The 12829-nt window shown below is 55.4% G+C and carries 9 protein-coding genes; 3 read left to right on the top strand and 6 right to left on the bottom strand.

Going from position 1 to position 12829, the window contains the following annotated elements:
- Positions 1-170 precede the first annotated feature (170 nt).
- The 3 genes from RIB44_06855 to RIB44_06845 form a co-directional block, all read right to left on the bottom strand.
- The gene (locus RIB44_06855; GenBank protein ID MEQ8616297.1) at positions 171-1694 is read right to left on the bottom strand and encodes a glycoside hydrolase family 16 protein; all 1524 of its coding nucleotides are present in this window, start codon (positions 1692-1694) and stop codon (positions 171-173) included.
- Between the two features lie 203 nt (positions 1695-1897).
- Positions 1898-3127, bottom strand: coding sequence for a hypothetical protein (locus RIB44_06850; protein MEQ8616296.1), 1230 nt, complete (start codon positions 3125-3127; stop codon positions 1898-1900).
- A 196-nt stretch (positions 3128-3323) separates the two neighbouring features.
- Positions 3324-5738, bottom strand: a complete 2415-nt coding sequence (locus RIB44_06845; protein MEQ8616295.1) for an MMPL family transporter — start codon at positions 5736-5738, stop codon at positions 3324-3326.
- Positions 5739-5853: 115 nt separating this feature from the next.
- On the opposite strand from RIB44_06845, the gene RIB44_06840 reads away from it, so the two are divergent.
- Positions 5854-6858: an acyl-CoA desaturase gene (locus RIB44_06840; protein ID MEQ8616294.1), complete on the top strand. Its 1005-nt coding sequence runs from the start codon at positions 5854-5856 to the stop codon at positions 6856-6858.
- Positions 6859-6939: 81 nt separating this feature from the next.
- On the opposite strand, the gene RIB44_06835 is transcribed toward RIB44_06840, so the two are convergent.
- Entirely contained in the window at positions 6940-7137 is a 198-nt protein-coding gene (locus RIB44_06835; GenBank protein ID MEQ8616293.1) for a cold shock domain-containing protein, read from the bottom strand.
- Positions 7138-7350: 213 nt separating this feature from the next.
- The gene (locus RIB44_06830) at positions 7351-8700 is read right to left on the bottom strand and encodes a DUF1598 domain-containing protein (protein ID MEQ8616292.1); all 1350 of its coding nucleotides are present in this window, start codon (positions 8698-8700) and stop codon (positions 7351-7353) included.
- Between the two features lie 468 nt (positions 8701-9168).
- Between RIB44_06830 and RIB44_06825 the strand changes: the two genes are divergently transcribed.
- Positions 9169-11223, top strand: a complete 2055-nt coding sequence (locus RIB44_06825) for a sigma 54-interacting transcriptional regulator (GenBank protein MEQ8616291.1) — start codon at positions 9169-9171, stop codon at positions 11221-11223.
- Between the two features lie 3 nt (positions 11224-11226).
- Here RIB44_06825 and ndk read toward each other — a convergent pair whose 3' ends face one another.
- Entirely contained in the window at positions 11227-11685 is a 459-nt protein-coding gene (gene ndk, locus RIB44_06820; protein ID MEQ8616290.1) for a nucleoside-diphosphate kinase, read from the bottom strand.
- Between the two features lie 284 nt (positions 11686-11969).
- On the opposite strand from ndk, the gene RIB44_06815 reads away from it, so the two are divergent.
- The gene (locus tag RIB44_06815) at positions 11970-12827 is read left to right on the top strand and encodes a deoxyribonuclease IV (GenBank protein ID MEQ8616289.1); all 858 of its coding nucleotides are present in this window, start codon (positions 11970-11972) and stop codon (positions 12825-12827) included.
- Positions 12828-12829: the final 2 nt, after the last annotated feature.

Genomic DNA, 12829 nt, shown 5'->3' with positions numbered 1-12829 from the left:
TGGTTCGGAACTCCGTGAACATGCCTAGTCGTTAGGTGGAAAGAACCTCTGAAGTAGCCTGCGTCCAGCAGTTTCCCAATATATGCCCCTGACGGCAGACACAATAGATGACATGCCCAAGCGTGAAACGCCGAGGCAACTAACGACATATTCTTGCCGAAACACTTGGCTCAGAACCAGCGTCGCCGTCCAAGCAACGCAGAGAGGCCAAGCAATCCTGCAGCAAACGCACTTGGCTCTGGCACCGCAACCTGCGTAGCGAGCGAGCCCGGCGATGTCCCATAATTGCCCTGCCAGCCCGCGAGGTCAGTGCCGCTTGGCGGACTGGTGACCTCTCCCCGCTGCCACATCAAAAAGTCCCCGCCATCGACGGAGCCACTATTGTCGAAGTCGCCAGGTGTGGGGTCGGTCGCGACGAGCGAAACGGCATCAATATGCACAGCTCCCCCATCAAGGCCCGGTTGACGGAAGACGAAGCTGACGCGGGCTTCGACGGCACCCTTGGGGGCGACGCCGCTGATTTGGTGTGCAAGCCAAGTGTCCTCTTCGGTGCTGCCATTGGCGATCACCAGGGGCACCTCACCGAGGAAGTCGGGGCTGTCGAAAGCGGCTCCTAAACTGCTGTAGTACTCCAACTTCATAATCAGTTCGTTGGAAGAGCCAGCGATGGAATCCTCATTGCGGATGAAGGCACTCGCGTCGGCAGTTACCTGTTGGCCCTCGTTCAAAGCGATGCCTTGGAACACGCCGGAGAAAGTCTCCCCTTCCTCGAACTGCCCATACAGTTTGAGAGAGTGTGTCCCATCAAGGACGGCTTCAGACTGGGCGCTCACATTGTTAATGGCGTTGCCAAAGGTGCCCCAGCCGTTGAGGGATGTTCCCGAACGATCGAAGTCCGGATTGATCAGCTCCGTCTCGTCGCGTGTCCAATAGCGGGCGTAATCAATGTCGAACGTTTGCGGGAAAACGTTCGGATCGGGATTTCCTGGAAAGTTCCCACCAACCGCCAGGTTGATGATCAGGCTCATCGGCTCCGCTTGCGGCTGAATTGGGTTATCGATCGAAAAATAGAGGTTGTCGTCAACGTAGAAGCGCATCTGGTCAGGCTCCCACTCCACGGCGTAGTCGTGCATCGCGGCCGCAAAGTCGATCGGTTGGCCGTTCGCATCAGTGCCCCCGTACCACTGATTCGTGGTAATCGGCGTACCCGGTGTCCAGTTGTAATGGTAGGAACCAAGCACAGCGAACGTATTGCTGCCGATGTTCTCCATGATGTCGATCTCGCCGCCCACGGGCCAAGCGGCATTGCGAGGGAGCAACCAGATCGCCGGCCACATGCCCTGCCCCCACGGCAGGTCAGCACGGACTTCCCACCGTCCGAAGCGGTGCTCCTGCCAAGTGCGAATTAAGCCTGATCGATACTGTTGGTTACCTAGCGGTTGATTGACCGCCGTGATGGTGAGTTGCCCGCCACCCACCGTGACTTGTTCGGGCCGGTAATATTGGAGCTCGTTGTTGGGGCTAAATTCGCGGTCAGCGACTTCCCAGCGGCTGTAATTGATCGAGTTGCCCGAGAAGTTGTCGTTCCAGACGTTGTCCCAGCCAGAGAGAGTAGCTGACTGAGCGTGGGTGATCGCTAAGAGGATTAGCCAAGCTGTGCCAGCCGCCAATGGCGTTGAAAATGATGATCGCAATGCGTAATTCCTTGCCCTCACGTTCCTCGTTTGCCACTAGAAGTTCCGATGCGCGAATAGCAATCTGCGTGATCTTGGGAATCGCTGCCCGTGCCTTTGCGCTACTTTCAAGCTAGTTGAGCGACGAACTCTCGTCAACGAATGACACAAGTGGTTTCCCGTTGTAACAAGGTTACTTCACAGGAGTAGCCACTTGCTGGCGTTCATCGTGTTTCAGTCCTCGACTCGACAGGTTTCCCGTAGCGAACGCCCAGGAGTAGAGCCACAACAAACGCGGCGATTCCGATCACAATCCCAGCAACTCCCATTGTGCCTTGTGCGAAATAGCTCGAGAGTTGACCACCCGCTACGTCGCCAGTCCGTTTTCCGACCGTGTCGATAAAGGCCTTCGCCCGATACTTTTCCTCTCGCGACACTCGCGTATAAAGCGTTTCTAAGGAAGGATTGGCGAAACCGAAGGACGTGCCGCGTAAGGCGACCTGGAAGAGAAACATGATGCCGAGCGTTGCAGAGAAATGCATCGCTAGGAAACCAGCAACAAGCACTAAAGGCGCAATCGAAAGGGTCGCCGCGACGCCTAACTTTCTCAGCAGCACGGATACAACTGACGATTGCAGAATGAGCGTCACGTAGCCGGTCCACTCATTGACATTGGCAAGCCAGGCGCTGCGTTCATCTTGTGAAGCGAACTCTACCCGAAGCATATCGGTCATTTGAAAATACGCAAACGTCGCGCACACGCTCGATCCGATAATGAAAAGGGCAATTCCCAATAGCAACGGGCTACGAGCTATGGAGACTGCTCCCTCCCAAGCGGCTGACCAGCGAAAACGGCTTGTGTCCAAGGCTTCAGACGGTTCGGTGTGACGACTCAGAGCAAGCGAGCAGCCCATAGCACTGATCAACAACGCAGCGGAGCACACAAGCAGTCCGCTGGTCGAGAGTTGCTCAACCGCCAGTTGCACCAACCAGGAACTAGCGATTTGGCCGACCGTACCTGCCGCAGCGATGATTCCAAAGAGCCGTTTCCCTTGCTCACCAGTAAAGCAGTCAACCACAGTGCCCCAAAACAGGGTCACGATGAAAAGATTGAAGACACTGACCCAGACGAAAAACACTTTCCCCAGCCAGTCAGGCGCTGAGGGTGTCACCGCTGCGAACAGTAGCAAGTTCATCGTGAAGAATCCGTAGACAAACGGCACTAACAGTCCACGCGGCGTGCGAGCGACGATCAGCCCGTACAGCGGCGTGATCAGCACCATAACGACCAAGGTTGCTGTGAAAAGCGTTGCCTTCTCATCGCTACTGAGATTGGTTGCGAAGGTATCACGCACCGGTCGCACGACGTAGTAGCAGGCCAACACTAAGAAAAACCATAGCGCACTCAGGCTAACTTGGGCTAGCTCGCCTTTGCGCACATCGAAAAGTTTCACAGGAGTAAGCCCTTAATATTGGCCGCGGATGACGCGGATTTCACGGATGCGGTTCCATCTCATAACCCGAGGCGTAAGCGAGGAAGAAACCCAGCGAGCATTCTCCCTCGCTTACGCTTCGGTTTACGATACGTTAGCAAATCGAAAATCTATTTCCTCCGTTCACTCCTGTTCAAAAGCATCCGTGAAATCCGTGTCATCCGTGGCCCAATTCAGCGTCAACTATGGTGGACGGCCAGAAGAGTTTCAACATCGCAGGCAAAAGAAGCAGGTCGCCGAGCAAAGCCGAGCACATCGTCACGGCAGCGAGCTCGGCGAATCGTCTTGTCGGCACGAACGACGAGAGTAGCAGGATCGCCATGCCGCAGACGATGAGGATCGTCGTCATCAGAACCGCACGGCCAGTGCCCAGGCAAGTTCGCCGAATCGCGGCCGTCACATCGGACTCTCCCAGTGACTCGTGACGAAACCGCGCAAGGAAGTGAATCGTATCATCCACGGCCACGCCGAGGCTAATCGCGAAGACGATCACGTTGCTCATGTTAATCGTGTAACCTCGCAGCCCCAAATAACCGAGTGTCACCACCAATGGAGCAACATTCGGGATAATCGAGATCAGTCCAAGCCGGGGGGATCGCAACACGAGGCCAATCACGAGAAAGATCAAAGCGGAAACGCCCAGCAAAGAAAGGAGCAGATCGCGAATGAATCGCGTCAACGCGATGGCGGCTACGTAGGACTCGCCCGTGATGTTCGACGCGACGTTGTTGCCTGACGATTCAGGGAAAGTCTCGTTCAGCAACTCACGAAACTCCGCGGCAAGTCTCAAGCCGCCTTGCGTTCCCACGTCACGTAGACTCATCAGCAGACGCAGTTGCTTCCCATCCTTCGTGGCAAAACGATGCACGCCATTGAGATCCGCAGTCTTCTTGAGCAATCGGTAACATTCTTGAAGCCGCTGCTCGAATTTCTCCGTGTCAGGGCGAGCCAACACTGTTAGTTGAGGGCCGGCGGGAAGTTGGCGATCAACCTCTTGCATAAGCTCCATTACGGAGCGAATTCGCAGCACGCCATCAAGCTTCGCGATTCCTTGCTCTAGTTTTAATAAGTTTCGCCAATTCTCTGCTTCCACGAACCAACCCGGATTTTCGGCGGATAGGATTATCTCCATCGGCACAAAACCACCTAGTTGTTTCTCGATAAGTCCCATCTGACGTGTCTGTGGATGCGTCTCGTCGAAGGTTTCCAGCAGCGTCGAGTTGATCACCGTGTTACGCCCAATCACTCCGGCAAGAGTGAGTAATCCCACGCCCGTTAGAATCGTCAAGCGGGGCCAATCGACTGCCAATCGTCCAAATCCCCAGGCCACGCTGGCAAGTGGAGAGATCACTTCATTGCTAGATGGTTTTCTATGCGATACTTGGCCTCCTTTTGTCGTGCGGTAGAGCGGCAAGAGCGACGAGCAGACAAGCACAGTAGCGATGAAAAAAAGCCCAATCCCCATCGCGGCTTGCCAGCCAAGTTGACTGAGTAGTTGACTTCGTGCGGCCAACAGACTGAGGAAACCAAGTGCCGTTGTGAGACTCGTGAGCAAACAAGCCAGCGTGATTCGCTGTGTGGTTCGAATCGCTGCCGAGTGGGCATCTGCAGGTGTCCGCTCCAACTGCTCGGCGTATTCGTTGAGGTAGTGGACACAGCTACTGACGCCCACGATCATCAACAGAATCGGCAGGACATTAGAAATAATAGTGAGCGACTGCCCGAGTAGCACTAGCGCAGCAAGAGTCCAAGCCAAGCCTGCCACAACGGCTACCGCCGAAACCACAACTCCGGTCCAGCTTCGAAAAATGATCACTTGCACCAAAGCAAACACCAGAGCCGCCAAGGGAATGATCGTTGTTTGATCGCTTTTCAAACCTTCGACAATCTCCACCCGCATAGCGGGCAGGCCGCCTAGGAATGATTCATACCCGGTTGGGATTTTCGATTGATCGACCAAACCTTTCACTTGCTTGACGACAGCAGTGACGTGATCAATGTCCTTGCGCGTCGGGTCGAGATGCAGCACCAAGGCCGTGAGCCGACGGTCTTTGCTAATGAAAGTTCCTTCAAGCAACGGTTGGTCGTCGACTTTCTGGCGAACCAAGGCCGACTCCTCTTCTGCCGCGGAATCGGTTTGGAGAGAATCCCCACGAACGACGGGAACGAACATCAGGCCACTGCGACCCAGGACGCGTGGACGAGGCAGACGCATGGTCGCGAGAGAGTCGATTCGATCGACGGCTGGAAGTTGGGCAGCCTCGCGAGCGAACGCGACCTGCCAACGGAGTGCAGCGGGCTCCAGGCAGTCGGCTTCCCCTTCGGATCGTAATACGACGATCACGATGTTTTCCGCATGGCCGAAAGTCGCTTTGACCTGCTCGCTATAGGCGACGAGTTCGTTTTCGCCGGAAAAGAGCGCCTGAGGCGTAAAGTCGTAGTCCAGCCGCGTGGCGAGTAGCCCGGAAGCTGCGGTAAGTAGAAAGGCTCCGGCCAGGATGCCCAGTCGATGCCCGGCGAGCCATTGGGCCCATCCTGTGGCCTTCGATGCGTCATCCTGGCTTGCGTTCATAGGGTGCTAATCGGCCACTTTGGATCGGGTTGCCTGCACAGTATAATGCCGGTTGACGATTGTGTCTCGGCCCGTCCCTCCCCCGCAAGCTTCAACTCACCAGCTCAATCCTGACATGGCAACTGACACGCTCCCCAAAGACGCCGCAGAAGAAACATTCAGCGACGATCAGACGCCCGACGATCCGCAGCGCATGCCTGCTTCCCAGCGTCACCTCGAATGGCCTGAGTCCTCCGTGAACCCTGTTGAGGTGCGCTGGAGATACGCGATCGGGATTCCCTTGATTCACGTGCTCGCCTGCTTAGCGTTTCATCCGTGGCTGTTTAGCTGGACAGGTGTCGTGTTGGCAATTCTTGGGCTGTACGTTTTCGGCACCCTAGGCATCAACTTGTGCTACCACCGCATGCTTACGCACCAAGGTCTGACCGCACCAAAGTGGTTGGAGCATGGTCTTGCGATCCTGGGCGTCTGCACATTGCAAGACACGCCTGCCTGCTGGGTTGCGATGCATCGTATCCACCACAAACATTCCGACAACAGGCCCGATCCGCATAGCCCGCTGGTAAACTTCCTCTGGGGGCATTGCGGTTGGTTGATGTTCACGAATCGCGAGTTTAAGAACGTCAACAAGTACGAACGCTTCGTCCGCGATCTTCTGCGTGATCCGTTCTACATGAAGCTTGAAAGGAACGAAAACTGGCTGTGGGTCTACCTAGGCTCGGTGGCTGCTTTCTTCCTCGCGGGTTTCGCCATCGGTTGGCCCGTTTGGGGAACCCCGATGGACGGCGTACAATTCGGTGCGAGTCTGGCCGTGTGGGGCGTATTTGTACGGACTGTACTCACGTGGCACATCACGTGGTCAGTCAACTCGGTCACACACGTTTGGGGCTACAAGAATTACGACACGAGCGATAACAGCCGGAACAACATTCTCGTTGGTCTTTGGAGCAACGGCGAGGGTTGGCACAACAACCACCACGCCGACCAACGAGCCGCTGCTCACGGGCACAAGTGGTGGGAGTTCGACGTGACGTGGCTGACGATCCGATTCCTAGAGAAGCTGGGGCTCGTGAAAGATGTCGTTCGTCCCAGGGTTTGGACGCAAGGAGAGCAGCAATAGAAAAAACGCCACTCCACTCAAAAGTGAAATGGCGTCAAATCAATCCGCTTGCGGCCTAGCCGCTTGAGTTTCAGGTAGTTCCTACGAAACGACCTTCACGTTTTCAGCACAAGGCCCTTTCGGTCCGGAGCCTTCGTTGTACTCGACGGTTTGACCTTCAGTCAGGCTGTCGTAGGCGGCTCCTTCAAGTTGAGAGTGATGGAAGAAGATATCTCCTTTGTCGCCCTCAATAAACCCGAACCCTTTGTCTGTAAGCTTCTTAATCGTACCTTGTGGCATTGTGCCCGTCCTCGCGTCTGTGGGATGAAATAACTATCCGCAGTCTGAGGACTTCCTCTGAGAAAGTCCAGCAATAGGCAGAATCCGCTGGATTTAGTGCCGTTGGAGTTGAAGGATATCTTTAGAAGTAGAACGGGCACTCCTGCCCGTTCCTGGGAGCGGCATGACCCTGCTACGGGGCTGTGACGGCCAAGAGTGGCCGCCCTACACCGATTACTCCCACCAGAGCCCGTCGGAAGATTTCGTCAACTGCTCGCGGACCTTCGAGAGCGACTCGACGGTTTCCGAGACGTCGGCAATCTGCCAGGGCAGAATTTCGACGCCGCCCGAAGCGCTGATCAGCCACTTCTTGCCTCGCTTCACGAAGCTAGCTTTGCTTGAGGTATAGCGTGGGGCGGGAAAGCTGGTTGGCTGCAAATCGGCCATCAGGTTTGGTGCGTCGAGTGCGACTTGTTCGAGCAGTTGGTGTTTCTCAATGAGAGCACCAATCACCGCCAGGTCCATTACGTTGCGGAGTTGGCCAAAGGCTGAGTCGTGAGCGGCCAATTCGCCAAATTGCTTCGTCATGGAATCGGCCCACTTCTGAGCAACCGGGTGAGCTTTGCCACTCGCTTGCTTGTTGCCCGAGGCGTCGATGAAATCTTGCTCCGTCATGCATTTGACGCCAGGCCCCCGGAGCTGCCAGGTGAGGCCATCTTTCGTTTGAGCTAGCGGCTGATAATTGGGTGCCAGCCACCAACGCGGCATCATGCTACTCGCTCCCCCGGAACGCAACATCTCGAGGAAGCTGGGCATGTTGCCAACGGGTGCTGGTTCGAAGTTCATGGCTAGGCGCTTCATCCGGAAGTCAGCAGCAACCATTGCACGAGCAAAGTGCGTGTCAGGAGAGATTCCCGTCACGCTAATCACTTGCGGGCCGAGAGCGTCTTCGATGCGGCGCATTGTTTGGTCGGGATTGCCGATACGACGCATGTTGCTGGCCAACTTCTGCCAGCGTTGTAACCCTTCGGGAGTCGGATCGATGGAGCAGGTGATCGCTTCAACGCGCGAAGCGGGACCACTACGCAAAGCCACAAGCAAATCATCCAATAGCAATACTGGTCGATTCGTTGTTACCCCGACAACGTTGCCGACCTCGTCAAGCTTCCATCCCTCAGCGGGGCCAGCCAACACGATGTCATTGCGCTCTGGATACGCGATGACGTATTCGACCCGTTGCAGGCCAGCAAGGTAGAGCACCTCTTCAGGCAATGGTTTTTTCTCTGCTAGCGATCTAGATATTTCTGCTTCAAGCTGACGCAAAGAGACAGCCCTGAGAGGAGTAAATCGACTCAATTGCTCAGGGACGGTAACTCTCGCTTCTTGGCGTATACGATTGAGTTCTTGCTCCTCTTTGACCGTCGGAGCAGAGAGTACGCCCTCAGCGTCAACGCTGATGCCACCGACGTTTCGATTGACGAAGCCTCCACCAAGGACCTGTGCCTGGGAGAACGATGCGACACTGACGGTCAACAAGAAGGCTAATCCCGTCAGAAGTAGCCGATGGCTGATTTGCCTACGCATAATTGGTTGTCTCTCTAGTTCCGAACTCGTGAAATTTGTGGCCTTGGGCACACCAAGGCCTTAGAGAAGCCAAAGCCAGACGAGGCTGTTGGTATCCCGCCAGACCGTGACTAGACGGAAAATTCTAACGTCAGGTCCAGCCTATTAGGGTGCTTTCCCTCCTTATTGAGCGTAGTTGCTAAGTGCCTGTGATTCAACACTTTTGGCCACTTCCGCAGAGTCAAGCTACCTAAATCTACTCTCACCTGCGTAATCGGGGTAATCGGTTCCAATTCTCGCGGGGTGGTCAACCTGACGGCATATGTCACTTAGGGCTTTCAGACGTTCGCCTACGTTGCAAGGAAATCGAAAAGAGTGGCCCAGCAAGCCACTTTCGAGTGTATTATATTGATACACTTTGCCGAGACTACGATCTCCCCAAAAACCGCCAGACTACACCTGTTTTCAGCCTCTAGTTCCGCGATATCCGTGACAAAAGAACCAATCCCCGCCGGGTACATCATCCTCCGAGAAGGGTCGGAGTGGGCGGACGTGATCCGCTTGGTCCCAGGGGAATCCCTGACCATCGGTCGCGCTCCAACTAACGCAGTCGTCGTTAAGGACGAACGCTGTAGTCGAAATCATGCCGAGGTTTTCTCCGCGGGGGGGGAATGGCAGCTTCGCGACCTCGATAGCCGCAATGGAACCACTGTCGGTGGGGAACGGGTGCGCGGGGACGTGAAACTGGCACCGGGCGACTTGATCCAAATTGGCAATTCGCAGATGGCATTCGTGCACGATTTGGCACAGGCATTTCCAGAGACAAGCACGATCCTCAAGTCGTCCAAATCAGTCGACGCCGAAGGAAGCGGCGTCTCGATTTCGAGTGTGGTCGATGATGAGAGCGTGTTCGACGTGATCGAACCCGCAACGATCACTCACCGCAAGGTGCAAAGTAGCCTACTCGATGCGCCCGCTCGTGATGAAGCGAGTGACTCAAGCGGCAAGTTGGGTCGTGCGGCAGCAAAGCTTTGCCGGTTAGCCTTTGACCTGGCCAAAGCGATGGATGTCGTTTCACTCGCCAATCATGCACTCGACGGCCTCTTCGAAGGCACGCAAGTTGATGCCGGTGCCGTCCTCCTTCGACGGCGCGACGAATCGGGAAGCCGTCAAAGTGAAGAGCTTGAAGTCGTTGCTTCTCGTAGTGACAGCGATCACTCCTACCACAAAGTCTCTGGCTTTCTGGCTTCAACAGTCATGCGTGAGGGCCAAGCGGTGATGGCTCGTAACGTGATGGACGACAGCCAATTAGGGAATCGTGACAGTCGTGGCGAAATCCTTGCCACGAGCGTCATCTGCGCACCGATCCGCATGGACAAGGAGCTACTCGGGCTGGTTCATCTCTACACGACGACCACCGAAAACTCGACTGACCCGGACGATTTGGAATTCACCCTTGCCGTGGCCGATACTTTCGGTGTTGCCCTGCAAAACCTTAACAAACGGCAGCGTCTGGCGGAGAATCTCAACCAGATACGCACGGAGAACGTTCAACTCCGTGAGCAACTTGGAGTCGAGAGCGAGATTGTCGGTTCCAGCGACGTCATGCGGCGCGTCGAACAGCAAATTGGTCGAGCCGCACCGAGTCGCGCTACGGTTCTCATTCGCGGTGAAAGCGGCGTCGGTAAGGAACTTGTCGCACGGGCGGTCCACTTCTCAAGCCCCCGCGCCGAAGGCCCATTCGTCTGTCTGAACTGTGCGGCCCTTTCTGAAACTCTGCTGGAGAGCGAACTATTCGGCCATGAGAAAGGAGCCTTCACGGGAGCAACGGAAAGAAAGATTGGTAAGTTCGAGCAAGCTCACAAAGGCACGCTCATGCTCGACGAAATCGGCGAAATGAGCCCTTCGATTCAGGCCAAATTCTTGCGCGTGCTTGAGGGACATCCCTATGAACGCGTCGGCGGATCCGAGGCCATCAAGGTCGATGTCCGTGTGATTGCCGCCACGAATCGCGATCTCGAACGTGAAGTGAGCGAGGGTAGCTTCCGGCGCGATCTCTACTTCCGATTGCACGTTTTGGAGATCATCGTTCCGGGCCTACGAAAACGCCCCGAAGACATCCCCGAACTGTCTGAGTTCTTCCTCCGAAAATTTAACGAGGAGACCGGTCGCAAACTCCAAGGCTTCACCCCACGTGCAATGGAAGAATTGCTACGCTATCGCTGGCCGGGCAACGTGCGTGAAATGAAGAACGTCATCGAGCGGGCCGTCGTGCTGGCCCAAGGTGAGTACGTCGATCACGAAGACCTCGTCCTCTCACACCTAAAGACTGTCGGCGATACGGAAGTCAGCATGTCCGATGAACGCCATGTGGGCTACGAACCGGCATCACTGGCAGATATCGAAAAGAAGCACATCGCTCGCACCCTGAAAGCCACCGGCTGGAACAAAAGCAAAGCCGCCAGCATCCTGGGCATTGAGCGCTCGACGCTTGATCGAAAAATCAAGCGTTACGAGTTACGAAACGAACGTCCGAGGATGTAACCCTTACTCGTCCGCTGCACGTTGCCAAGGCGTGATGGTCGGCTCGTAGGGGCAAAGCTCGTCATCATTGAAGTAGAGAGCAATCTCGCGAGCAGCCGCTTCCTCGCCATCAGAGCCGTGGACGAGGTTCATCTGACGGCTGGAACTAAAATCACCACGGATGGTTCCCGGAGCGGCATTCAAACCGTTGGTGGCTCCCAGCATCTCACGAACAACGCGAATCGCGTCCAGGCCTTCGAGCACTGCGGCGACCACGGGACCACCCGTGATAAAATCCTCTAGCGTCGGGTACCAGCCCTTCTCGACATGCTCTGCGTAGTGCTGCTTCGCTAAATCGGAGGTGATCCGCAGCATCTTCATGGCAATGACGTTCAGCCCCTTATCCTCGAAGCGAGCCAAAATTCGACCCGAGAGGCGACGTTGAACACAGTCGGGCTTGAGCAGGATGAAGGTACGTTGCATGAGTATTGTCTCTAAGGTTAGCGTGATATTGCGTGCTAGAAAAAGCGGATTTTAGGCTGCTATAGCAGTCGAGGGAAGGCCCGCACGCATGACAGGCCATCCTTCAGCTCTCAGGCTAGAAAATCTGTAACGCGACAGGAGAAGAGTTTATAAACCACGAATCTCACGAATAGCACGAATGTAGTTGGCTAACTGCAACTAACGGTTTCTTATTAGTTAGATTCGTGCTATTCGTGGTTCCCAAAGTATTCTCCTTTCAACTCTCCACTTTCTCGCTACTGACCATGCCCATCCTCGGTGCCCACATGTCAATCGCCGGCGGTTACTACAAGGCCGTCGATGCGGCCAAGGCTGCTGGTTGCGACTGTGTTCAGGTCTTCACAAAGAACAACAACCAGTGGCGGGCTAAGCCCATCACGGAGAAAGAGGTTGAACGGTTTCAAGAGGCTCTCGCCGTTCACGGCATTACGAACCCGATCGCGCACAATTCTTACTTGATTAATCTCGGCAGCCCCAAGGACGACCTCTGGAAGAAGTCGATCGACTCGATGGTCGTCGAGGTCCAGCGGGCGGACCAACTGGGGATTCCTTATGTGGTCGCTCACCCAGGTTCCTATACGACCAGCTCAGAAGTAGAAGGGCTGAAGCGTATTGCCGAAGGGCTCAACGAGGTTCACAAGCAGACACGCAAGGCCAAGACGAAGATCTTGCTGGAGACCACCGCCGGACAAGGAACCAATCTTGGCTGTCGATTCGAGCATTTGGCAACGATTCTTGAGAAGGTCCGATACCCCGATCGACTCGGCATCTGCTGGGACACCTGTCACGTGTTTGCCGCAGGTTATCCGACCAGTACGGAAAAAGAGTACAAGTCCACAATGCGCCAGTTCAACAAGCTGGTAGGCGTGAAGTTGATCCGAGCGTTTCACTTTAACGATAGCCTCAAGCCGTTCGGCTCACGTGTCGACCGTCATGCGGGGATCGGTCGCGGGGAAATGGGGCTGGAGCCGTTCCGTTTTTTGCTCAACGATCGCCGGTTCCGTAAAATTCCCATGTGTCTGGAAACGCCCAAAGGGGAAGAGAAGGGACGTGATCTCGATGAAATCAATCTGGAAGTGCTGCGTGGCTTGGTCGAAGATTGAAA

It is taken from the genome of Lacipirellulaceae bacterium, assembly GCA_040218535.1.
Classification (GTDB): Bacteria; Planctomycetota; Planctomycetia; order Pirellulales; family Lacipirellulaceae; genus Adhaeretor.
The sequence above is the reverse complement of the archived record's forward strand: the minus strand, read 5'-3'. Positions and strand labels throughout refer to the sequence as shown.